Source organism: Sporosarcina sp. Y1004 (assembly GCF_057669665.1).
This window is the reverse complement of record NZ_JBYHFQ010000008.1, coordinates 1-24,577: the sequence shown is the minus strand read 5'-3', so window position 1 is coordinate 24,577 and position 24,577 is coordinate 1. Positions and strand designations below refer to the sequence as shown.

Sequence of the window (24,577 nt, the reverse complement as noted above, 5' to 3'; positions counted from 1 at the left end):
CCTCCATTTAATCCTCAGACTCTTATATGAATACGATTTCCAGAAGGATCTGTAACAACGGTAGAACCATTGTCTTCAGTGACGGAAGCACCAATATTCTTTAATTGAGCGATCATTTTATTTTTCTTTTCCTCATTTGGAAGCATTAACGTAAACGATTCAAGCCCGACGCTATTAGGTGATGGCGCAGGAGCTCCTATTCCATTCCAAGTATTTAAACCAATATGGTGATGGTAGTGACCATCCGAAATGAATAGTGCCTGAGCTCCAAATCGATTTACTACTCCAAATCCGAGTCCTTCGATATAAAATTCTTCAGTCTTTTCTAACTCGGAAACATGCAAATGGATATGTCCCATAACAGTGCCGGCAGGTAAACCTTCCCATGATTGCTGTTCATCTACAGCTAAGAGGTCTGTAAAATTCAATGGATCAACTGTCATAGCCACTTCTCCGTTATCCCAATCCCATACGGAAGGGTCACGGTCTATATAGATTTCAATCCCATTTCCATCTGGGTCAGATAAGTAAAGTGCTTCACTCACAAGATGGTCAGAGGAACCAAACCGTAAACCAATTTCCCTAAAATGTTTCACGATTGCAGCTAAATCAGAACGTTTAGGTAGAAGAAGTGCATAGTGATACAATCCCGTAGTTTTCCCTTGTTTAGGAACTATATGATCCGACTGTTGAATTGATAATAATATTGTCTTTCCATCCGCTGTCAGGTTTGCAGTTTTTTCAGTTTGCTCTACTACCTTAAATCCGATTACTTCTTGATAAAATGCTAACGATCGTTCTAAATTTTGTACCTTTAAGTTAACTTGGCCTACGAATGTTATAGGCTCATGATGAAAATTCATTGCTGTTACCTCCTCATTTTTAAACACAACATACTAGTTAGTTAGTTACTTTATGTAAGTAAGTATATAATTAAAATAAGCAGTAGTCAAGTAACTAATTTGCAACAGTTGATTTGATGGAAGAAGTCGACTTGCCCTAGGTTTGTAAGGTCATAGGTGGATGGGGTGGATGGGGTGGATGGGGTGGATGGGGTGGATGGGGTTAATGATATAAAGTTAATACCTGGTCCACAGACCTTTTGCATTCTTGAATCGGTGTGAGTAGCAGAGTCCTATTAGAGAGGATAAAGGATTTGGAAAACGAGGTTGTTAGGTGAGATTATACTCATTTTACATCAAGAAAAAATTGTCCCCAGTTTAAATGTCTGAGGACAATTTTTTAGCTTTCACAAACTTTTAACAGGGAACCAACCCTCCACGGACATCATGAGTTCCCAAAGTGGATCTGGTACTTGGAGACGGGCCTGATCATTTTGAGTGATCGTCGTATTGATTTCGTTTTCTTTTCCATGTTGCACTTTTTCTACCCATTCCGGCTCCATAATAAGTTCTCTTCCTAAAGCAATAAGTGGAATGCCCGTTTGCTCGAGTGCTTGTACTGCTTGATCTGGTGTGTGGATGGAGCCTACTCCTATAATAGGAACACGGTTTCCAACATATTCCTGGATGAGTTCAACCCGTGAACGATCACTTTCCACACCGCGTCGAGGTTTCGACCATAAGTCGTTTAACGCCAAATGAATATAGTCTATTTCCTCATCCATTAGTGAGTCGAGAAGCACGAACGTCTCAGCCATCGTAATTCCTGGCGTTTCCGGTTCCTCTGGAGACAGACGATAGCCAATAATAAACGGTTCTCTGGCATACTCAGCAATTACGCGTTTCACTTCCTCAATGACGGCAAGTGGAAAGGCCAATCGGTTCTCAATGGATCCGCCCCAGCGGTCTGTTCGTGTATTCGAATGAGGGGAGAAGAATTGTTGAATAATGTACCCACTCGCACCATGCAATTCCACTCCATCAAAACCAGCTTCTATAGCCCGCCTCGTCGCCTCGCCAAATGCTATAACTAATTGAAGGACTTCCTTATCCGTCAAGCTTCGAGGTGTTTTCTCGATACTATAGAAACCACGGTCAAGAAGGGGAGCAACACTGCTTGCACTTACAGTTTCTCCTTCTGGAATCAGATGTGGCACGGCCAATCTCCCGCCATGATAAAGCTGCAATACAGCCTTCGCCCCTTTATCTTTTATCGAAGAAGCAACACTTCTCAAACTAGGAATCATCGTATCCCGATCCGCTGCAAATTGCCCCTCAAAACCTTTTCCGCTTGCTTGCACATACGTACACGCCGTAATCACCATACCTGGTCCACCCGAACGAGCCGCATAGTAAGCTAGCTCCGCGTCTGAAGCAGTATCATCCGAATTCGCCGAAAAAGTGGTCATAGGCGGCATGACAATTCGGTTTTTTAACTGAACTCCATTATTTAGTGTAAAAGGTTCTAATATTGGTTGGTATTTCTCTTTCATTGTTGGATCTCTCTCCTTTGATATACCTATAAAAAATGCCATATGAATATTTACCTAAAAATACTGTCAATCTTTGCGATCTCGTTCTCTGTTAATTGAACATCTAGTGATTTTAAATTGTTAAGCACTTGATCTGCCCGTTTAGCACCAGGAATGACCGCATCGATTGAATCACGTGTTAAATACCAAGCTAGAACAATATGTGCCACTTCAGCCTGTTTTGCATTCGCAATTTCACGAAGCTGTTCCACTTTCCCCAGGTTCATTTCAAATTCTTCGCCCTGTAGATGTGGCATGTTGGCACGTAAATCATTAAATTTCATGTCTTTATTGTATTTTCCTGCTAACAATCCTGATGCAAGCGGGAAAAATGGAATAAAGGAAATGTTTTGCTCGGCAGTATAGGGAAGTAATTCTTTTTCAGCTGAACGCTGGATTAAATTATATTCTCCTTGATATACATCAACGTAACCGTCTCTGTTTGCCTCTTTTAACTGATCCAGTGAAAAATTTGATAAGCCGATTGCTCTAATTTTTCCTTGATCTTTTAATTCTTTTAATGCTCCCACAGCTTCATATCCCGGTGTAACGCCATCTGGATAATGAATATAGAACAAGTCGATATAGTCGGTTTGCATACGTTTCAAACTATCTTCTACTGCTTGTTTCAAAAAGGATGGCGTATTGTCATTTTGCATTTCCTGGCCAACGAATTTCATTGACCCTTTCGTTGCAAGAATAATATCATCCCTTTTTCCTGTTTCTTTAATCACCTCTCCAACTAATTCTTCTGATCTTCCCGGTCCATATAGATAGGCTGTGTCGATAAAATTCACACCATTTTCAATCGCAACTCGAACGAGCTCTTTTCCCGCTTCTTCGTCTAAGTTAGGATATAGATTATGTCCCCCAACCGCATTGGTTCCAAGTCCAATCGGATTTATATATATTCCTGATTTTCCAAGTAGTGTTTGTTTCGTCATTATGGTTTCCTCATTTCGCATTTTAATTGCATTTATGATTTCCTATGCAGGAGATTCAATTCTTAATACCGAATGTTTAGTTCCTTGGTTATTTCTTCACTTACAGCTATCACTTTATTCGTCAATCCTCTTAGGATAGTTTTTTTCATTTTGTCTATTGGCCCAGCGATTGCGACTGCTGCAATTACTTGATTCTCATGGAATACCGGGGCAGCAATGCAACGAATGCCAACAAATCTTTCTTCGTCGTCGATGGAAAATCCTTGGTTTTTTATAACTTCCAAGTGTCGAGAGAAAATTTCCTGATCTACAAATGTATTATCGGTGGCTTGATTAAATGGAAGGAGAGAGAATACTTCTTGTTGGTCAGTTGGCATTAAATTTGCCAGTATGACTTTACCAAGAGCACTAATGTGGGATGGGGAACGATCCCCTATCTCGGGCTGGTACGGTTCTATAAAAGGAGGTTTAATCATTTGTTTCATAACTACTTCAGTTCCTTCTAGCACCCCAATATACACACCTTCTGCCGCACTTACTCCCAATTGGTAAGGTGTTTGTAACGTGGTCCAGTCAATGGATCTTTCACTTCCATCCATTTGGAACTTTTCATTATTCCATGTATAATACTTGCCTTTTTTTGAAATATAGTTCATATTTTCCAGAGTGCTCAGCAACCGAAAAACAGTAGTCTTATTTAAATCCAGTGCCTTTGTAACTTCTGTCAAAGTTAGATATTGTTCCTGTTGTAGCAAATCTAGGATTTGAAGCCCTTTTTTTAACGTCGCAACTTCATATTTACTCATCCAATTCACCCCGTCTCTAAAATCATCTTAGGTCACCTTTTAATTTGATTCAACAACTCAGCACTTTGTTTCATTATTTGAAACATATTTGAAGTAAGCCCATAATCTACGTTTTTAAAAGCCGTAGTGCAGCTAGATTTTATTATATTAAGCTCAACATTTTATGGAATCGAACAAGTTTTAGGTGTCTGACTATTTCAAGGATTGTTGCTAGTTTACATGTGTTTGGATATGATTGTCTGAAGGGAGGGGAATATTCAATGTCTAACGATAATGAAGGGTTCTTTGACAAAGAAACACAAAGTGATTCAAAAATGAAAGTAGAAAGAAAACTAGGAGAACCCACTTCAGCCTTCAAAGGTGCTTCCTTAGCAGCGCTTCTAATAGGTGTATCGGCTTATCTCTTAGGTTTGTATAACGCAGTCATGGAACTGAATGAAAAAGGATATTACTTTGCAGTTTTACTATTCGGACTGTATTCATCTATATCTTTACAAAAAGCAGTCAGAGATAAAGATGAAGGAATACCAGTTACGAATATCTATTATGGAATTAGCTGGTTTGCGCTAATTGTATCTATTTTATTAATGGCCATCGGATTATACAATGCAGGAAGTATTGTTTTAAGTGAAAAAGGATTTTATGGTATGGCTTTTGTTCTTAGTATATTTGCAGCGATAACAGTTCAAAAAAATGTTAGGGATACACAGAAAGCAAGAGAAATAGATTGAGTTCCCATTCTCTAGTTTGACAATTCTATTTAATTAAAGAGCAATATATAAACCCCGTTCTAAATCTAGAACGGGGTGAAACTTGTTAGAGACGTCTACAAGAAAAATATTATGTCTCTACTCTTTTACTTACCTTACTTAAAAGATTCACCATTGTTTTGGACTCATCTTCAGTTAAAGATCCAAACATGTAATTAACCATATCTTGATGTTTTGGCATGATTTTCCGCATTAAGCGGTTTCCATCTTCCGTTAGTACCACATGGATTACTCGTCGGTCATCAGGACATGCATTTCTATTTAATAAGCCCTTATCTTCTAATTTATCTATAACATAAGTCATAGAACCACTAGCAATGAGTATGCTATTACCAATCTGCTGAATGGTTTGTTTCCCCTGCAGAAATAATACCTCTAAAACAGCAAACTCCGTAATGTTAAGCTTATTAGTAATCATTACCCGCCTTATTCGTTCCTGAATTGCTTTTGTTGTTTTCATTAACAACAAATATGGCTGGTTTTCACACTTTTCATTCACTTAATCACCTACTTAAAATAGTTTACCTGTTTAAGAGTAAATCTGTTCATACCACTGTTTAGCAGCTTCCACTTCTGTCATTGTGAGCTGATGTCCAGTATCTACCCATATCACACCAACCGACGCACTTGCATCTTCTAACAGTTTTTTCAGATCAACGGATTCTTGTTGTGGACAAATCGGATCATTTGTTCCTGCTGCAATGAATACTTGGATACCTGTTAAATCTGGAAGTGCTATGCCACGTCTTGGCACCATAGGATGATGTAAAATGGCACCTTTTAGTGAATCATTAAAGTGGAATAATAGACTGGCCGCAATATTAGCACCGTTTGAATACCCAATAGCCACGATGTTTTGACGGTCAAATTTATATTCTGCAGCAGCTTCATCTAAAAATGCATTGAGCTCATTTGTTCGGAAAATTAAATCCTCCTCATCAAAAACACCTTCAGCTAAGCGTTTAAAGAAACGTGGCATCCCATTTTCTAATACATTTCCACGTACACTGAGTACAGAAGCATCAGGATCTACGATATCTGCTAAAGACAATAAAGCATTTTCATTGCCACCAGTACCGTGTAATAGTAATAGAACTGGTTTTTCACTATTTGTTCCTTGTTTAAATATATGTTGCATAATATTTATTCTCTCCTTTCAAAAGAGGGTAATCTAAGTGGATTTTTCAATACTACTTCGGTCTTTCAATAGAAAAAATGTCGCCAATTTTTGCGTAATTGGTACCAGCTAATCGGCTGACAGCGTTTAAGCCTCTCGGGTCAATTCGACCATCTTCATAAATCTCTTTGTCAATGTGAAAGCGTACAATCTCTCCAATAAACAAATCACTACCAGGTCCTTCTCCACCCAAAGGAATGGCTTGTACAAGTCTGCATTCCATTCGAACTTTAGATTCCTTCACTCCCGGTACAGAGACAATTTCACTTTGTACAAGCGTTAGATTCGCCAATTCAATTTCACTTTCAGTTGCAGGTAATGAAGCTGCGGTTTCATTGATTTTCGCCACATTTTCATCATCTACAATATGCACTACGAATTCACGACTACTATAAATATTTCTTGCAGTATCTTTCAAATTATTAGGTCTCGAAATAGCAAGTGAAACCATCGGCGGGTTGGATGAAACAATATTGAAATAGCTAAATGGTGCACCATTAACGATACCATCCTCAGACACAGTAGTGACAAAAGCAATAGGTCTAGGAATTATAGTACCAATGAGAAGTTTATAATTATCCCGCTCACTATTTTGTTTTGGGTCAATCGAAATCAATTTATTTAGCCCCCTTATTTAGTCGATTGAACGCACTTGAATTGGAATAAGCGCATTAACTAATTGCTCACGACGTTGTTCATATTGTACAGGTAACATCAACTGAGTGCCCATTGTTTCAGGTGTTTCATCATGTGCAAATCCTGGTGGATCTGTTGCAATTTCAAATAATATTTCACCTGATTCACGGAAGTACAGTGCGTTGAAGTAGTTGCGGTCCTTCAATTCTGTTACATGTTGACCAAGATTCCTCGCATGTTGTTGCCATTCAAGATGATCTGCATCATCCTGAGCCCGCCATGCAATATGGTGAACCGTTCCAACACCCAGCTTGCCACGAACACCAACGACCATTTTTAAATCTATGATATTACCTATATCAGCAGAAGCTTTAAAGCGAGTATAGTCACCTTCTGTTCCAACCAATTCAAGTCCCATTACATCCGTTACTGTTTTAGCAGTTTCTTCTGGTCTGCTTGAGTATAGAGTTGCCCCACCAAATCCTTTTATTGCGACTTCTTTGGTTACTTCTCCAAATGTCCAATCGTTTAGCGCTCCCGCTTCACGTCCAACAATTTCAAGATGTAAGCCGTGTGGATCATCAAATTGTAAATATGTCTCACCAAAACGCTCTACTTGTTTATATTCAATTTTAAATTTCGCCAAACGCTTTTCCCAAAAATCCAAAGATCCTACTGGAACAACGTACGACGTAATACCAACTTGCCCATCTCCAATTTGACCTTGAGCAGCGCCTGCCCATGGGAAAAAGGTAATAATAGTACCTGGTTTTCCACCACCATCTCCAAAATACAAATGATATGTGCCCGGATCGTCGAAATTCACTGTTTGTTTAACTAAACGTAAACCTAATACCCCTGCATAAAAATCAATGTTTTCCTGTGGATGACCAACAATTGCTGTGATATGGTGAATACCTGCTGTTTGTTTTTTCACAATTATTTCCTCCTCTATTGTTCTTTCCTTTTCCTATCGTAACTACTTGTACTAGTTCCCCTTGCCTTTACTCAATGGGTTCTAATTTCGCCTCAATTTCAACTCGCTTACTCTCCAAAAATGGCGGTAAGTCTAACTTTTCCCCCAAGGATTCAATGGTCGAATCCACTGTAAAACCTGGTCCGTCTGTCGCTAATTCAAATAAAATACCATTTTCTTCTCTAAAATATAAACTCTCAAAATAGTAACGATCTGTTATTTTATTCACTGCAAAACCAAAATCTTGAATACGTTGGCTCCACTCACGTAACTCATCGCCATCTTTTACTCGGATAGCTACGTGGTGCACACTGCCTTTTCCTGGTTTCTCTTGTGGACCGCCCTTCTCCACAATGACAATTTCACCAAAAGACTGTCCTTTTACTGATTGATAGATAGCTTCTTTCGCTTTACGTGAGGCTAGTTCATACCCAAACAAGTTTTCTAATGTATTCGCTAGGCTATCTAAAGATTGCACGGTCATTTCCACTGCGCCCATTCCAAGAATACGATGTTTCTCTACAACAATTGAATCGTCCCATGTCTGCCACAGCGTCGGAACCTCGTCATCGTTATTATTTAATAGGACTAGACGTAAACCCTCAGCATCTTCAAAATGGAGTGCGTCACGCCCTGCGTACTTGGTTAACTCCCCATGTTTTACATCAAGTAATTCAAATCTATCTTTCCAATACAGTAAACTATCATAAGACGGAACGAGTAACCCAATCCGCGTAATGGCATTCGTTCCTCTCCTTGTGCTTCCAGCCATCGGGATTTCAAAGAAGGACAACTCTGTTCCGGCGCTACCCGTTAAATCTCCATAGAACAAATGATACATGCTTGGATCATCTTGATTGACTGTTTTTTTCACTCTACGCAGTCCGAGCACCTTTACATAAAATTGATTGTTTTGTTGTCCTTTTTTTGTAATCATGGAAATATGGTGATGACCCGCTATTTTATTCATCTTAGTATCTTCCTTTCCGATATAAATTCTAAGCAAAACCTTCAATCCGCTTGAAATCGTTTTGCTAAGAATTTATTTATTAAAATCACAAAATGTGCATATGCACATTTTGCGACTTGTATAGATTTACTTGCGTTAAAATTAGTTACGTACAGTATTTAATGCAGTTGTCCAAGGGATAACTTGGTCGAGCATTTGGTTTACTGAATCTGCTTGTACAGCAGCTGGTTTGAAGTCTGTACCATTTTCGAAATCTGTAAATAACGATAACGCTGGGTGAACACGAACATGCGCTACAGATAATTCACTTAAAATACCACGTAAATGTTCTGTTGCACGAGCTCCACCTACTGAACCGTATGATACGATACCTGCAGCTTTATTGTTCCACTCATCACGTAAGTAGTCTAGCGCATTTTTGAGTGCTCCTGTAATCGAGTGATTGTATTCTTGAACGATGAATACAAATCCGTCTTGTTTAGCAATGATTTCTGACCATGCTGCTGCACCTGATGCATCGCCGCCGGCTTCACCTAAAAGTGGTAATTTGTATTCTGCGATATCAATAATCGTGTAGTTTGCATCCCCGCGTTTATCTGCTAATTCTTTTACCCATGTCCCAACTTGTGGGCTTACGCGTCCTTCACGTGTCGATCCTAAAATAATACCTATGTTTGATTTTGTCATTGTTTTTTCCTCCTCTTGTTGTTGTGGTTGTTGTGTTCCGAATAACTTACTAAAAAAACCCATTCTCCAATTCCACCTCCTTATAAGTACTCTTTGTCTATTTTAATCGTGCTACGTACCGTATCGATTGGTCGTACTGATGCCTCGATTTGTTCCCGTTTCCCTTCCAGGAATGGTGGTAATGATAAAATTTCACCTACTGTTTCGTAAGGCTCATCCCCCAAAAAGCCAGGACCATCTGTTGCCCACTCAAAAAGGATGCCAGGTGCTACTCGTGCATATAGAGATTCGAAGAAGAAGCGATCTACATACCCAGAAGTACCGAAACCAGCAGCTTGCATATGGTCAATCCATTCATATAATACTTTCGTGTCTTCTACACGGAAGGCAGTGTGATGAACTGTACCATAGCCTTGGCGACCTTCTGGGAGAACCGTATTATGCTCTACAATTACTTGCGCACCATTTCCACCTTCACCCATTTCAAATAAATGCATTGGGCCTTCTTGTGCGATTTCACGCATTAACATCACTTTCTCCAAAACCTCTTTTAAATAATCAAATTGTGCGATACGAATATGAATTGGTCCTAATCCTGTAATTGCAAACTCCAATGGCACAGGACCATTTTGCCAAGGCGTTCCTGATTCAATACCCTCATTAAATTCGTCAGAAACCAACATATATTGTTGCTCATCAAAGTCCACAAATGAAATTGTTTTCTTACCGAACACTTCTTCAATACCACTATTTTTCACTTTATACTTATCAAAACGTTTCACCCAGTAATCAAGTGCAGCGTCTGTCGGCACACGGAAAGCTGTTTTATAAATCTCGTTCGTTCCATGTGTTCCTTTTGGAATACCAGGGAAATCGAAAAATGTCATATCAGTACCCGCAGAACCTTTATCATCTGCGAAGAATAGATGATATGTTTGAATATCATCTTGATTGACTGTTTTCTTTACTAAACGCATTCCCAATACGTATGTGAAAAACTCATAGTTCTTTTCTGCGCTACTTGTGATGGCCGTTACGTGGTGAATTCCTTTTAAATGGTTCATTGTGTTTCCTCCTTTGATTTCCTTGGATTCAAGGTGTGTACTTAATAATTTCTTTCCTATCAATACATGACTCTGATGGTTTCAATTTATACTTCGCTGAATCTTTTCAAATCGTTTCATGAATTGCAGAAACGATATTCAACTTTTTAGGAGCCATATTCAATTGTTTCACTCTTCTATAGCATTTATTCTAATTACCTTTAATTCAAGTATCTCGAATTCAAACTAAATTTAACATGAATACGCTATAACTGTCAACACTTTAGATCTAATTAGTTTGTATTTGTAGAGAATCCTTGGTATTTACTAATATTTCGCAGTTAATACAAGGTATAGTGAATTACTAGTTTGAAGTTATGGAGTAGTTCACTATAATGAGGAACTCTTATTATCTTTGTCTAAACACCTATGTTGATTTAACATTTACTTGCAAAATGCGCTGGTGAGTAGGCCCTGAATGCCGCCATTTTCACTGGACAATTTCCGGCCCGCTTTCGGAGAATTAACCATGACACTATTACCGAAGGGCAGGTGTGGCTAGAAGCGACTCCGTCACTTCTAGCCACACACTTTTTGGTTATACTGTTGTGATTAATCTCCTGTCGCGTTCCTACAATAGACAAGTGAAAAATGCAGTTGCTTTGAATGAATAGAATAGTTGGGCTTCTATAAAGATTGTAAGTGCCCGAAGATGCAATTTCGGGCACTCTAGCACCTTGCCTACTGTATTCTCTAATTTACTTTTATACAATTAGTACCCAGTACGTAATTAATATTTATAATTAGCGATAAATATTTATTTCTAAACGATAAATATCATGCTAATATAAAATTAACAATAAAGAGGTGAGGTGCTTTTTATGAAACGAGGTTCAACAAACTTTTTGAAAATAGCTGTTATTTTTCTCGGACTCCCAATCCTTGCTATATGTATATTTGCGTTGCCAATACTAGCGAAAGATGCAACAGAAAGTAATTCGGAGTTCGCTTATGTGGTATATGGCTTTGTAACCGTTATGTATGTGTCGGCGATACCGTATTTCATCGCATTGTATCAAGCTTTTAAACTGTTAAGTTATATTGACAAGAACAAAGCATTCTCGGAAATATCCGTAAAAGCTTTGAAAAATATAAAGTATTGCGCAATCACAATCAGTGGCTTACATCTCATTGGACTGCCATTCTTCTTTATCTTTGCGCAGTTAGATGACGCTCCGGGTGTCGTATTGGTTGGAATGCTTTTTATATTTGCTCCATTGGTAATCGCAGTCTTTGCTGCTGTTCTCCAAAAACTTTTGCAAGAAGCTATTACGATAAAATCTGAAAATGATTTAACAGTCTGAGGTGAAAAAATGGCGATTATAATCAATATTGATGTGATGTTGGCAAAAAGGAAAATGAGCGTAACAGAACTTTCAGAGCGAGTTGGGATAACAATGGCTAACATTTCTATATTGAAAAATGGAAAGGCAAAAGCGATTCGATTATCAACTCTAGAGGCGATTTGTAAGGCTTTGGACTGTCAGCCTGGAGATATTTTAGAATACCGAAGTGATGAAGACACCCCAGTTTAATAAAGTTGAAAGGAAAAGAGATACTTCTTTTTCCATTATTTCGCATAATGGGATCACTCATGTAGTTAACCATTCAAAATGGAGGCACAAATCATGAGAGCACTAAAACAACTCGTTCGTTTTGGCCGCGAGCAGGCTCTATCATGTTTGTTTCCTGTCGTTATTTTTGCCTCTTTGGCTTTTACCAAATTCATCCCACTTCCCCTCCTACCACGTTATGACTGGCCGCTCATCATTTGCCTTCTGATGCAGTGGTGGATGGTGCGATCAGGTCTTGAAACACGCCTACTTTTACGATACTTAGAAGTAGTAGTCCACTTTTATTGGGTTACGTTAGCTTTACCTATGCTTCATGGCGAAAACTCGAAAAAAACACCACGCCACAAATGCGAGCACTTGTGGCGTGGTGTTTAAATTCTAGCTATGCAAACAATTCTAATAGCCTATCTTTACTGCTATAAACTTGTTAATTTATTTAGCCGCTTTTCTAATGACTCTTTCCACTCTCCAGCCAATTCCGAAACGTCTAGTATCTTTTTAATACCTTCAATATCTCTAGGGTTATGAAAATAAGTCTCGTTTGCGAACAGGATTGACATTTGCTTAGGATGCCGCTCAATCAACGTTATCTTTGAATCTTGTTTAACTGTTCCTTCCTCTAAAACACGGCAAAGGTAGCCTGTAAAACCTGTCTCTACCATTCGTTTTAGAAGTAATGGCAGATTCGTTCGCTTAGTAATTGTACTACACGGAATTCTGCCTTGTGTGATTTGGATAACCGCCTCCCCCAACCTAAAGATATCGCCAATATGAACATCTGCTTCCAACATATTTAAGACTGTTAAATTCTCCCCGAAGGTTGCGGCAGGTAAAGGGGTTCCAAATTCTTGTTCCCACTGCGAATAATGTTCATATGGATAAACGCAAACGGCACGATCAGGGCCACCGTGAAAACGTAAGTCGGCAACGCCATCCCCGTGAAACCCTTCTTTTCTTAAAAAAGCCTCTTCCACTGTTCCCTTGCGTATTCCGGTATTTATTTCCTTCCCACCATCATATTTCATTAGTTTCGGTGATCCAATAGAAATGTTTTTCAGCTCAATAGAATCCTTATTCCCCACTTTATGAATTACCCCCTTTCCCTCGTAAAATATCTATTACCAAAACTATACCATTTCCAAAACCACCACGCATAGTTAGCGTCATTAATCTGTCTCTGTTGTTGAATTATAATCGTGAAATTCATGTGCTATTGAATAACGATTTATCATCTTCCTAAACATTAAAAAAGGTGTAGCCATTAAAAACTGTTTTCGGCAGCGGATTTAATTCTAATCCAACGGCTTGTTGTTCAAAAGCGATTTGGGCCAGACCCCGCGTCATATCTGCAACATCCATTGACTCCATTTCCTCCAATGAGAAAAAGTCAGCACCATCTACTTCAACGTCATCTGGTTGTGGCTGCCCTTCTAAATATTCCATCGCAAATCCAACATAGACGTTATGTATTCGACCTGGATAATCCCCCAACATTACGACCGATTTCACTTTTGCAGTTACACCTGTTTCTTCTAATACTTCGCGTATAATGCTTTGTTCAATGAGTTCTGTTTGTCCGATATAACCACCAGGGTTCGTCCATTTCCCTTTCCCTGGATTATCTTTACGGCGGACGAGCAACATTTTTTCATCTTTTATGACTAAAGCTCCAACACTTATACTGTAATTTCCCCAATGAATAAACGAACAACTTGGACACGCCTTATACTCTTCATCATTGATAATACGCACTTCTAACACTTCCCCACAGTTCGGGCAATAATTCATTTCCATCTAAAAACCTCCATATTATTGTTTTTATATTCGGATAAACAAAAAGCACCATTCAGTATATTCCGAATGGTGCTTTCTTATTTGTATTGAATTTCCAATACAATGATATCATTCCTATGACTATCATATACAACCGATTGATATTAAACCAATACTGCAGATAACTCTTTAGCGACAGCTTCCACTTTTGTTAAACCTTCAGCAATAATCGCTTCTGCTTGATCAGGTGCGGATGCATGACCTTCAATAATAACTTCCTGCACGATTTCCATACCGAATACGCCACCAAAGACGTTTTTAATATAGTTAGCAGCCATTTCCATTGGTGCTGCTTCCGGTGTTGAATAAACACCACCACGCGCATTTAAAATAACGGCTTTTTTGTCAGTCATTAATTGTACAGCTTGACCATTTTCATCATATTTAAATGCATAACCAGCTTGGTATACATAGTCGACGAATGTATGTAGTTTAGCCGGAATTGTTAAGTTCCATAATGGGAAGGCGAAAACAACGATGTCTGCTGCTGTTAATGCATCCATTGCTTTTTGTTTTGCAGCTAAAAGACGTTGTTCGATATCTGTCATTTCTTCGCCCGATTGTACTTTACCGAAAGCGTCGAATAATTCTTGACCAATATAAGGCATATCTTCTTCGAATACATCATAAGTCGTTACGTTTACACCTTCAATATTATTCATGAAAGTTTCATACATTTTACTTGATACAGCTTCTGAAGCTGGGCGGTTATTCGCTTTGACTACTAATATGTTCATTTTATTAATCTCCTCTTTAAATCTTTATTGTTATTACCTCGAATTCATACTATATGAATTCAGGACAAATATCAACTCATTAGTTTCAGTTTGCTTCTGGCACCTTTCCACCACTATACTATGAAAAAATTTCCAGAATGAAGTAACGCCGAAATTGTAGATTTTGTCGGCCTAATTATTTTTGAGGCTCTATCATATTACGATATGTATGAGTAGTTTCCCAATCATGCTGAACTTCTAAAATAAGTAATTACTATCTTTTATTAGAGCCCGTACTGGTATGATACCCCCATATGGTCGCGTAACGTAGTGCCCTCGTAATCTTCATGAAACAGCCCGCGTTTTTGTAGAATAGGAATCACATGATCGACAAAATCAGAAACCCCATCAAAACTAACATCCGGTTGAATAGCAAAACCGTCGCAAGCTCCCGCAACAAACCATTGCTCCATAAAATCCGCTACTTTTTCAGGTGTACCCACAATAACAGGATGGTAATTTATGACCCCATGCGCCAACACATCACGAACCGTCATGCCACTTCTGGCCAGTTCAAGCGCATAGACTGATCTAGGATCCTCAGGATTCGCATAGGTATGCTTCAGCAAGTCTTCCGATACAGGAAGATCAATGTCATCGATTGACAGCGGCACCCCGATCATATGTCCAAGATAACCAACTCTCCCTGGTAAATCGATAGACTGATCAAGTTGTTTGCGTCGTTCCAATGCTTCTCGTTCAGTTGATGCAATCGACGGAATAATCCCTGGTAATAACTTTATCTCGTTAGGATTTCGCCCGAAGCTAGTTACACTCTGCCGTACCATGGCCCGGTGAGTCATTGCAGAAGGAATGTCGAAAGGATTTGCATAAACGCCGGACGCGTATCGGCCTGCAAGCTCCAATCCCTCGCGACCACCACCTGCTTGAAAAATAACAGGTTGTCCCTGCGCAGAAGGTGGTATCGGCAATGGTCCTTGAGAAGACAAGTATTTACCACCTAAATTGATCGGTTTAATCTTATTCATATCAGCATAATTACCGTTTTTCGTATCAAGTAGTAAAGCATCCTCACCCCAGCTTCCCCACAATGCTTGAACAAGTTGGATAAACTCATGCGCCCGCTCATATCGTTCCGTACGATTGGCAACAGTACTACCGTAGTTTGCCGCGGCTGCTTGATTTGATGTTGTTACCGCATTCCATCCTGCACGTCCATTACTAATTACATCTAATGTTTTGAGCTGACGAGCTACGTTATAAGGTTCATTAAATGTTGTCGATAACGTCGCTACAAGTCCGATACGTTCAGTCTCTCGTGCAATCACAGCTAATGTCAGCATTGGATCCATTGGAGTTTGCGGTGGCTGATTACTCAAGTCCACTGACAATACTGGCGTATCTGCCATAAAGAGCATCTGTATCTTCCCTCGTTCAGCAATTTTGGCCAATTTTACATAGACGTCCATATTTGTATAAGCAGTCGGATCAGCGCCCGGCATTCGCCAAGCACCTGCATCTAAGCCATATCCAGAACCCAACTGCATAGCTAATTGCATTTTTGCATTGCTTTTCAAAACAACCATCTCCTCAGATTAAATCGACGTGCTTTTTGTGATTAATCACATATATTGTAATAAAGAATCCTACCAACAACGCTTGGCGCTAAGGGATGCCTCCCACATTAAGCCGGACAGAAAATCACTGTCAGTCTTATTGCTTCGGCTACCCCAGTAGACGCCTTCGCTGGAGATTATATAAAATCATTAGTTTAAAATACTTAGTTAGATGAAAGACCAAACTCTTCTGCCAATAGTCGGTATGCTTTATGTCGATCGAGAGTTTCTGTATAAAAATCCATCATCATGATTTCATCTACCATCGCATCTGTAGCAAGGCTTCTGAGTTTCGCAGCGACCTCTTCTACACTACCTATCACAAAACGCGTTTTATTCTCACGTCGCGCCCGTTCCTCTGCTAATGAATAGACATGAGAACTCGCTTCTTCAAGAGTAGGAATAGGCAATTCCATATTCCCTGTTACTAATCGAGCCCAAAACAGTTCTACTGGGCCTGCCAAGTACTCTGCTTCCTCGTTGGTGTCAGCCGTAATAACAATTGTCGATAAAATACTTTTTGGCTCAGACATGTATGAAGAAGGCTTAAAATTTTCGCGATAAGCACGTAACATCGGAACTGCCAAATGAGGTGTAATATGCGCTGCAAAGACAAAGCCCAATCCTTTTTCAACAGCAAACTGCATGCCCCCATCACTTGACCCCAACATGTAAATTGCAGGTATTAATGATTCATCTGCTGTCGGTGTAATTCCACTAAAAGGATGATTAGCAGGAAAACTCCGAGAAAAGAATGCAAGTAGCTCATCTAGTTGTTGCGGAAAATCATAAGTAGTCACTGCTTCACTTGAACGCCTTAATGCGTATGCTGTCATTCCATCCGTTCCTGGTGCCCGACCAATTCCCAAGTCGATCCTGCCAGGATTCAAAGCTTCCAATAGCGCAAAATTCTCGACTACTTTAAGTGGACTATGATTGGGCAACATAATACCACCTGACCCCACACGTATACTGTTCGATTTCGCCGCTACATGAGCACTCAATAAATCAGGAGAAGTACTAATTTGGTTTTTGGCATTATGATGTTCCGCAAACCAATAGCGCGTATAGCCCAAATTTTCAGCTAGCTGCACAAGCTCAGTTGAATCTTGTAAAGTTTCGTTTGCAGTCTTACCTTGATAAATATTTGCTAAATCTAAAATTGATAATTGTAATTTACTTTGAGTGGTCGAAGTTGACATATGTTCAAAACTCCCTTTTACCATTAATAATAATAATAATTAAGTAGCATGCTAACTAATTGATTAAAAATAGGCTGAGCTTACTTAATATTTTCAGCCATTTTTTTCAGAAGCTTTTTTAATACGATGCGCTCTTCGGACGAAACACCATCCAATAATTTATCTTGCTGCTTTACCCAAATACGCTCGACAGGTCCTTTTATATTGTGACCTTTAGTCGTTAAATAAACCCTATTGACCCTACCGTCTAGCTCATCACGCCGCCGGTAAATCAAATCATAACTTTCGAGCGCTTTCACCATATTTGCCACGGTTGGCGGTTCACAGTTCAAACGTTCACTTAACTGGGTCTGCGTAACGCCATCCTCACTCCAAAGGCGGCACAATAACTGGTCTTGACCCACATGAAGGTTTAGTTCACGCAGCATTTCCGAGTAATTCCTACGCATCTGTGCCGATATTCCATCAAGTATTTCACGAATCTCATCATCAATCAAAAGTTCACCTTCTCATAGAAAGAATTAGATAGCATGCTAACCATATCTGAAATTCATATTAATATCCATAAATCTATTCTGTTAGACTGTTTAGAAAACTTATAGTATAAAGTAATGAGTCTAGGCCTAAACCAGATGGGAACTGCTAAATTACTTTCCATTCTTGGTGATTTTTCACACTGATTTCCCATTGCTCTATCTATCCTGTCGCTCGTTATCATAGTTGGAGTCTAGCATCATGAGCACCGCTGCCCATGTATATCATTGTAATCGTATGGAGTATTAGAACCTGCTTCATTATAAATGCGTTGGATTCCTTACTCTTTTCTATCCTTATTACTATATTAAAAAAAGCAGACCAACCCTTTAAAGGATTGGTCTGCTTCTGTAATATGTTTACCAGTACTTAAGTAAAACGAACAAGTACTACCTTTGTTCACTTACTCAGTCAGGTAAACAAATTTGTTCCTCGGATTTGAGTCCGATTCTATTTAACATGCTTAGACTAGCATGTTTCCTTCTTTACTATATTTAATGATTCCTTCTGATGCTCGGTAAGCAAGCGCTCCTAAAGTATGAGTCGCATTGTAACCACTTTGGTGAGCATATGCTGATCCACCAACAACGAAAACATTATCTGCTTCCCACATTTGTAGGTAAGAGTTGACAGCAGATGTTTCAGGGTCTGCTCCCATGATAACACCACCTGTATTATGTGTCGCTTGATATTTTGTTATGTCATAGTGCTCAAGTGACTCATTGTCAGAGACATGCGTTGCTCCCATTTCTTGCATGATTTTCTTAGTGTGGTTGTTTAGGAATTCACCACGTTTACGGTCCGTTTCCGAGAAGTCAAACGTCATGCGAACAAGTGGTTTACCGTGTATATCTTTATATGTCGGGTCTAAATCCAAATAGTTATTCACATGAGGCATAACTGCTCCATACGTGTGAACGTTAATCATACGGTTATAGTATTTTAACGATTGCTGTTTAAATTCTTTACCCCAGCTTGGTACACCAGGAGGAACTTGGTTGTTCTCAATTGGTCTTTTTCCTGATTGGTTAATGGTAATCATTCCACCATGTATAAAATCAAGATCTGCATGGTCAAAGTTATCGGCATTATAGTTATCTAATGTTGCACCGAGTCCACCTGAACCAATTGCAGTATTAAATTTACGATCATCAAAGAATCCGTTCGTACCTACGATTATTTGGTAACAGTAATTCTTTCCAATTGTACCTTTTTGCGTTTTAGGGTCATAGGCAGTACCAAGTTTTGAATTAAGTAACAAACGATTATTATTAAACGTATAACTTGTTATTGCAACAATATCTGCAGGTTGTTCAAATTTCTCACCTGAACGTGTATCGACATAAATAACCCCTGTTGCTTTTCCATCTTTGTGTAAAATTTCGATGACCTCAGAATATGGGCGAAGGTCAAAATTACCAGTTTTCAATGCTGTTGGGATAACCGTAACGTTTGGACTTGCTTTTGCACCATATTCACAACCGAAACGTTCACAGAATCCGTTCATTTGACAACCAGCTAAATGCTGACCATCTGGATTTTGATAAGGTCGTGAGTTGTTCGCTGCTGGCATGGTGAAAGGATCCAGTCCCATTTTTTTCGTTGTTTCTTTAAATAAATCAAGCTCAGGACCATGTTTCAATGCTGGATTTGGGAAGGGTTCCGAACGTTTCCCACGTAGAGGCGTCTCGTCGGCAGAAATACCAGCCATTTTATCAAACATCGTATAATATGGCTCCATTTCGTCGTAGGTAATTCCCCAGTCCTGGATGAGTAGCCCATCTGCAATTTTCTTCTCACCATATCTTTCAACCGTTTTTGATCTAATTTCAAAGTCATATGGGTTGTAACGGTCGGTCATTCCGTTCCAATGTGTACCTGCTCCTCCAACACCATTTCCTAACATGAAGGATCCATATTGACGCATTGGTAATGCGCGCTGACCACCATTATTTCTAAATGTTAACGTTTCTCTCGATAAATCCTGCATCAATTCACCGCGTATTGCATAGCGCAGTTCATCATGTTTCATACCAAAGTTTTCCGTTCCGCGATTTCCACCACGTTCTAATCCGACAACTTTTAGACCTGCTTTACTGGCCTCAGCAGCTATAATTCCGCCTGTCCAGCCTACACCTACCGTTACAACATCTGTTTTAGGTAGTTTCGTAACCATAATGAATAACCCCTCTTCCTGCTGTTCGTATTTTATGAAGCTTTTTTATTTAGCTTCATTATTTTATATAGTAATTAGTTTAGTCTGTCATGAAGACTCACTGGTGCAACTTCAATGAATTCTTTAGATGCCACTTGTTCAGCCGAATAAGTCATTTGAACACCAGGATACTCTTTCATCTTCCAACCTTGCATATCCTTATTCCCACCGTAAAGTGGATCAGCATACGCACCCTCTAAAGTTGCTTTGCGTAAAATTTCAAAGAAGAAGCTTGATTTAAGACCAGGTATCTTCACTTTATCATTTTCAAGAGCTACTAAGACCTCATCCTGCTGTTCGCCCTCTAATGCTGTAAATTTCTCTTTAAATGTCGCTTGACTATGATTCTCAATTGCTTCTATTCCTAAGTCAAAAACCTGATGATACTTTAATTGTGTTTGATAACCTTGAACAGCCTCTCCCACATGAAAGGGTCCCTGTCTATAATCTTTCGCATTGATTCCCCACTTACCTGCTAATTGGTGATCGATATAATAAGGAACTCCTAGACCAAGCGCACCTGGTCCATTTTCATCTTCAGGAAAAATTCGCTCTGTGGCCTGTCCCAGCAATATGAAATCCGCTCGATTCGTAAAATATTCTAGAGCGTGATCATACTGCTGTACTTTGGTTGCAACTGGAGAAACTTCTTTAGTTTCCCCCAATTGAGTTCCGAGCAATCCACCTAAAACGCTACCACCAACAACTCCACCGGCTACATAACCAGATTTTTTAAGAAAATCTCTGCGAGTAGATTTATTCGCTGTCTTTTTGTCCGCCATCGTTTGCCCCTCCTAATAAACCCCAAAAAAAATAGTGAAAGTTCTATTTTTAATTCATAATAAAAAAAGGGTTTTTATAATCTAGTATTTTTTTATGACACATAATGAACTATAAGTTTCCGCACAAAAAAACTTACAAACCCATTACCATAAGTTTATATTTTTCGACAAATATTAACATTTTTCGACATTTTTTAAGATAGAAGACCCACTATCTTATTGATCTCTATCTCGAAATGCTCATATAGTATACCACAAAAATCGACTTTTTTCTACCTTTTGTTTACACTATTGTGTTAGATTTTTGTGGTTACTATTATAATTTGGAGAATAATCTTTTTATATATTAAATGTATTTAGATTTTCCCTTGTGAACAAAATCATTTGTTTCATGATGAAAGTCAACTCTTCGCGATTTGGGTTCCCGGCGCACGCCTTCTTATCTCTAGTCAATTTTTTATTATTTTTTCTACCAGATCACTATCTGGTTATCTGTGAGGGCAAAATAATTGGCTGTGGCAGAAGTCTCTATAAAATTGACTCAGTTCAATATTGCTTCCATTAGAAAACCTCCTTGAATTATGCGATAATAGTAGAACTAACGTTTTTACCTTATCAGTGAAAGAGGTCTTGTCATGAAGCCAGTCATCCTAGCCGAAAAACCAAGCCAAGCGAAAGCGTATGCAGACGCTTTTTCTGTGCGACGGCATGAAGGTTATTTGGAATTATTACCTTCTCCGATATTTTCTGAAGGTGCATACATTACATGGGGAATCGGCCACCTTGTCGAACTAAAAGAACCAAAAGAGTATGATCCAAAATGGGCCAAGTGGTCGCTTGCCAGTTTACCAATCTTGCCGGAACACTATGAGTTTCAAGTCGCAAAAGGAAAAAGCAAGCAGTTCGCCATTGTAAAGAAGCTGATTAAAGGTACTGATACTGTTATTAACGCCTGTGACGTCGACCGTGAAGGATCGAATATCTTCTATAGTATCTATTATCAAACAGGTGCAAAAAACCAGACGATTAAACGGCTTTGGATTAATTCCCTCGAAGTGGATGAAGTGAGGAAAGGATTTGCGAACCTACAAGACAACCGCAAAGACCTTCTCATGTACGAGGAAGCGAAAGCCCGGCAGATTAGTGACTGGCTTGTCGGGATGAATGGTTCTCGCCTTTATTCACTTTTGTTGCAAGCACGTGGAATTCGGGAAGTATTTTCGATTGGCCGTGTGCAATCGCCAACTGTTTACCTTATTTATCAGCGGCAAAAGGAAATTGAAGCATTTGTTTCAGAACCATTCTATGAAATCGAAGCTACTTTTACCGCCGTAAATGGAACGTACAAAGGGAAAGCGAAAGCAAAGGAACCGAAAAGGGAAATTATCCGAGACCTACTTGCGAAGCATGACATCCAACCAAATTCACCGGGGGTAATTACCTCTGTAGAAACAGTTGATAAGCGAACGCCACCGCCTCAATTACACGCGTTGTCTACGCTACAAGCTACAGCAAACCGCTTGTGGAAAATCAGTCCCGCCAATGTATTGAAGACTATGCAAGGACTTTATGAAAAGAAACTTGTGACGTACCCAAGGACGGATTCCCGGTACATTACACCAAGTGAATTTACCTATCTGGCCGGACAAGTGACCGACTATCAACGACTCATCGGCCACCCTTTCCCTGTCGCATCACTCACTCCGAAAAAAAGGTATGTCGACAGTTCAAAAGTACAGGAGCATTACGCAATCATTCCTACGAAGAAAATTCCGTCACAAGGGGTGATTGCCGGACTATCTACCATCGAGCGCAATTTATACGAAGAAGTTGTCCGGACGACGCTCGCCATGTTCCATACCGACTATCTCTACACTGAAACAAAAGTAACAACGGACGTCAACAAGCTACCTTTCTTCACAACCGGTAAAACAGAACGGGAGAAAGGATGGAAAGCATTGTTTGTCCGTTCAACGAAGGAAAACGACAAGGACGAGCCTACGCTACCACCGCTTACGATGCGCGAACCGGTCGAAAGTGATATCAGCATTAAAGAAGGCAAAACAATGCCGCCTAAGCCTTATACAGAAGGTCAGCTAATCGCGATGATGAAAACATGTGGGAAACTTGTCGAGGACAAAAAAGAGACCGATATTTTGAAAGAAATAGAAGGACTTGGTACAGAGGCGACCCGAAGTGGAATCATCGAAACAATCAAAAGGCATAACTACATCGATGTAACGAAGAACATTGTTTCTATCACGGATAAAGGGCGTATTCTTTGCCAGGCAATAGAAGGGAATCTGCTTGCAAGTCCATCTATGACCGCCAAGTGGGAAACCTATTTGCGGAAGATCGGCAACGGTGAAGGAACGCAGGAACGTTTTCTAGGTAGTATTGCAAAGTTCATCTACAGCTTATTGGAAGAAGTACCAGGTCAATTGAAATCTCAAAAGATTGATACAAAACTGATATCCAATTCCCCTGCTTCCCCCGCCATCGTCACGAATGGAATTGTTCCGTGTCCAGCATGCAAAACAGGTACAATCGTTGCACGGAAAGATTTCTATGGCTGCAGTGCATACGCAAGTGGTTGCAAGCAGACTTTCCCCGCTGTTTTTCTAAAGAAAAAGCTTTCACCTACTCAAGTAAAGCTTCTTTGTACAAAAGGGAAAACAAACGTTATCAAAGGCTTCACTTCCAATTCGGATAAAAAGTTTGATGGAACCTTAACATTGGTAAACGGTAAGATTACTATAGAGTTCTAAGTTTCCCAAAAAAGATACGTAACCCAAGATTTGTGGGTTGCGTATCTTTTTATCGACTTTATTAGTTAACAAAATAAAGAAGTAGGTTGACACAAATGATGGTTTGAGCTTAAAATACTCGATATCAACTAAATTAACCTATGTCTGGGGATGTCTTATGAAAATTAGAGAGATGACACACGTTGCTTTATTCGCTGCAATTATGGGAGCGTTAGGTTTACTTCCTCCTATTTTTCTATCATTTACACCCGTTCCGATTACACTCCAAACGATTGGCGTCTTGCTTGCCGGAGGGATTTTAGGTGCTCGTTTAGGCGCAATGAGTCAAGTCGTTTTCTTATTACTCGTTGCTGCTGGGCTCCCGCTCTTGTCAGGTGGCCGGGGCGGCCTCAGTGTATTTGTTGGACCGAGTGCGGGTTATTTGCTATCTTATCCCATTACAGCATTTTGCTTAGGGGCCATTCAGTCTCGCTTCAAAGAAGTAAGGGTTGCTACTATTTTACCCATTAACTTAACTGTTGGTATTTTCCTTATTTACTTGTTTGGAATACCTGTACAAGCTTTCGTTATGAATATCGATCTGCTGCTTGCAGTCAAGATGAGTCTTGTCTACTTGCCTGGTGATCTCATCAAAGCAACACTAGCAACATTACTAGTCGTCAAATTAAAGAAGTATCCCGTTTTCAATAGAAAACTACTTTTCACTTGAAGATATAAAAGTTGAAAAATTTCTACCTGGGTCGGTATTGGGGCTGAAGTACGCCTCCTCGTGCCTGCAAGGAGGCAGGTATGCAGTCGTTGCGACAGGACGTC

At 39.6% G+C, this 24,577-nt stretch carries 24 protein-coding genes and 1 pseudogene; 6 read left to right on the top strand and 19 right to left on the bottom strand.

The features are described 5' to 3' along the window. Positions 1-14 precede the first annotated feature (14 nt). From AC25Y6_RS07690 to AC25Y6_RS07675, 4 genes are all read right to left on the bottom strand, one after another. Entirely contained in the window at positions 15-863 is an 849-nt protein-coding gene (locus tag AC25Y6_RS07690; RefSeq protein WP_488142582.1) for a VOC family protein, read from the bottom strand. Between the two features lie 386 nt (positions 864-1,249). Continuing rightward, positions 1,250-2,395, bottom strand: coding sequence for an NADH-dependent flavin oxidoreductase (locus AC25Y6_RS07685; protein WP_488142581.1), 1,146 nt, complete (start codon positions 2,393-2,395; stop codon positions 1,250-1,252). 50 nt (positions 2,396-2,445) lie between these two features. Further along, positions 2,446-3,378 carry an aldo/keto reductase gene (locus AC25Y6_RS07680; RefSeq protein ID WP_488142580.1) on the bottom strand — a complete coding sequence of 311 codons (933 nt, stop codon included), beginning with the start codon at positions 3,376-3,378 and terminating at the stop codon, positions 2,446-2,448. 62 nt (positions 3,379-3,440) lie between these two features. Beyond that, positions 3,441-4,184, bottom strand: a complete 744-nt coding sequence (locus AC25Y6_RS07675; protein WP_488142579.1) for an IclR family transcriptional regulator — start codon at positions 4,182-4,184, stop codon at positions 3,441-3,443. Positions 4,185-4,444: 260 nt separating this feature from the next. Between AC25Y6_RS07675 and yiaA the strand changes: the two genes are divergently transcribed. Then, positions 4,445-4,915, top strand: coding sequence for an inner membrane protein YiaA (yiaA, locus tag AC25Y6_RS07670; RefSeq protein WP_482105918.1), 471 nt, complete (start codon positions 4,445-4,447; stop codon positions 4,913-4,915). 109 nt (positions 4,916-5,024) lie between these two features. On the opposite strand, the gene AC25Y6_RS07665 is transcribed toward yiaA, so the two are convergent. The 7 genes from AC25Y6_RS07665 to AC25Y6_RS07635 form a co-directional block, all read right to left on the bottom strand. After that, a complete protein-coding gene (locus AC25Y6_RS07665; protein ID WP_488142578.1) occupies positions 5,025-5,414 on the bottom strand; it encodes a MarR family winged helix-turn-helix transcriptional regulator in 390 nt (129 codons plus the stop codon). 69 nt (positions 5,415-5,483) lie between these two features. Continuing rightward, entirely contained in the window at positions 5,484-6,095 is a 612-nt protein-coding gene (locus tag AC25Y6_RS07660) for an alpha/beta hydrolase (RefSeq protein ID WP_488142675.1), read from the bottom strand. A gap of 49 nt (positions 6,096-6,144) precedes the next feature. After that, positions 6,145-6,747, bottom strand: a complete 603-nt coding sequence (locus AC25Y6_RS07655) for a flavin reductase family protein (protein ID WP_488142577.1) — start codon at positions 6,745-6,747, stop codon at positions 6,145-6,147. Between the two features lie 18 nt (positions 6,748-6,765). Then, a complete protein-coding gene (locus AC25Y6_RS07650) occupies positions 6,766-7,704 on the bottom strand; it encodes a ring-cleaving dioxygenase (RefSeq protein ID WP_488142576.1) in 939 nt (312 codons plus the stop codon). Positions 7,705-7,771: 67 nt separating this feature from the next. After that, a complete protein-coding gene (locus tag AC25Y6_RS07645) occupies positions 7,772-8,713 on the bottom strand; it encodes a ring-cleaving dioxygenase (protein WP_488142575.1) in 942 nt (313 codons plus the stop codon). A gap of 141 nt (positions 8,714-8,854) precedes the next feature. Continuing rightward, positions 8,855-9,463, bottom strand: a complete 609-nt coding sequence (locus tag AC25Y6_RS07640) for an NADPH-dependent FMN reductase (RefSeq protein WP_482101374.1) — start codon at positions 9,461-9,463, stop codon at positions 8,855-8,857. A gap of 17 nt (positions 9,464-9,480) precedes the next feature. Next, entirely contained in the window at positions 9,481-10,464 is a 984-nt protein-coding gene (locus tag AC25Y6_RS07635; protein WP_488142574.1) for a ring-cleaving dioxygenase, read from the bottom strand. Positions 10,465-11,324: 860 nt separating this feature from the next. Here AC25Y6_RS07635 and AC25Y6_RS07630 point away from each other — a divergent pair. The 3 genes and pseudogenes from AC25Y6_RS07630 to AC25Y6_RS07620 all read left to right on the top strand — a co-directional run. Next, the gene (locus tag AC25Y6_RS07630) at positions 11,325-11,807 is read left to right on the top strand and encodes a DUF2975 domain-containing protein (protein WP_488141265.1); all 483 of its coding nucleotides are present in this window, start codon (positions 11,325-11,327) and stop codon (positions 11,805-11,807) included. A gap of 9 nt (positions 11,808-11,816) precedes the next feature. Continuing rightward, positions 11,817-12,038 carry a helix-turn-helix domain-containing protein gene (locus AC25Y6_RS07625; protein WP_488142573.1) on the top strand — a complete coding sequence of 74 codons (222 nt, stop codon included), beginning with the start codon at positions 11,817-11,819 and terminating at the stop codon, positions 12,036-12,038. Between the two features lie 93 nt (positions 12,039-12,131). Continuing rightward, positions 12,132-12,386, top strand: a pseudogene (locus AC25Y6_RS07620) (DUF817 family protein); the annotation flags it as partial. Between the two features lie 107 nt (positions 12,387-12,493). Here the strand turns inward: AC25Y6_RS07620 and AC25Y6_RS07615 are convergent. The 8 genes from AC25Y6_RS07615 to AC25Y6_RS07580 all read right to left on the bottom strand — a co-directional run bounded on the left by AC25Y6_RS07615 (position 12,494) and on the right by AC25Y6_RS07580 (position 20,996). Then, the gene (locus AC25Y6_RS07615) at positions 12,494-13,102 is read right to left on the bottom strand and encodes an MOSC domain-containing protein (protein ID WP_488142674.1); all 609 of its coding nucleotides are present in this window, start codon (positions 13,100-13,102) and stop codon (positions 12,494-12,496) included. A 211-nt stretch (positions 13,103-13,313) separates the two neighbouring features. Beyond that, positions 13,314-13,871 carry an NUDIX domain-containing protein gene (locus AC25Y6_RS07610; protein WP_488142572.1) on the bottom strand — a complete coding sequence of 186 codons (558 nt, stop codon included), beginning with the start codon at positions 13,869-13,871 and terminating at the stop codon, positions 13,314-13,316. 143 nt (positions 13,872-14,014) lie between these two features. Then, positions 14,015-14,647 carry an FMN-dependent NADH-azoreductase gene (locus AC25Y6_RS07605; protein WP_488142571.1) on the bottom strand — a complete coding sequence of 211 codons (633 nt, stop codon included), beginning with the start codon at positions 14,645-14,647 and terminating at the stop codon, positions 14,015-14,017. Positions 14,648-14,910: 263 nt separating this feature from the next. Continuing rightward, positions 14,911-16,224 carry an NtaA/DmoA family FMN-dependent monooxygenase gene (locus tag AC25Y6_RS07600; protein WP_488142570.1) on the bottom strand — a complete coding sequence of 438 codons (1,314 nt, stop codon included), beginning with the start codon at positions 16,222-16,224 and terminating at the stop codon, positions 14,911-14,913. Positions 16,225-16,427: 203 nt separating this feature from the next. Next, positions 16,428-17,465 (bottom strand): LLM class flavin-dependent oxidoreductase, encoded by a 1,038-nt coding sequence (locus AC25Y6_RS07595; RefSeq protein ID WP_488142569.1) that lies wholly within the window; start codon positions 17,463-17,465, stop codon positions 16,428-16,430. Between the two features lie 80 nt (positions 17,466-17,545). Then, positions 17,546-17,962 (bottom strand): MarR family winged helix-turn-helix transcriptional regulator, encoded by a 417-nt coding sequence (locus AC25Y6_RS07590; RefSeq protein WP_488142568.1) that lies wholly within the window; start codon positions 17,960-17,962, stop codon positions 17,546-17,548. Positions 17,963-18,462: 500 nt separating this feature from the next. Then, on the bottom strand, positions 18,463-20,175 hold the full coding sequence (locus AC25Y6_RS07585; RefSeq protein WP_488142567.1) for a GMC family oxidoreductase: 1,713 nt from the start codon (positions 20,173-20,175) through the stop codon (positions 18,463-18,465). Positions 20,176-20,249: 74 nt separating this feature from the next. Then, positions 20,250-20,996, bottom strand: coding sequence for a gluconate 2-dehydrogenase subunit 3 family protein (locus AC25Y6_RS07580; protein ID WP_482101383.1), 747 nt, complete (start codon positions 20,994-20,996; stop codon positions 20,250-20,252). A gap of 635 nt (positions 20,997-21,631) precedes the next feature. Here AC25Y6_RS07580 and AC25Y6_RS07575 point away from each other — a divergent pair. Further along, a complete protein-coding gene (locus tag AC25Y6_RS07575; protein WP_488142566.1) occupies positions 21,632-23,764 on the top strand; it encodes a type IA DNA topoisomerase in 2,133 nt (710 codons plus the stop codon). Between the two features lie 157 nt (positions 23,765-23,921). Then, complete coding sequence (locus tag AC25Y6_RS07570; RefSeq protein ID WP_482101385.1) at positions 23,922-24,473, top strand: biotin transporter BioY; 552 nt, start codon at positions 23,922-23,924, stop codon at positions 24,471-24,473. Positions 24,474-24,577: the final 104 nt, after the last annotated feature.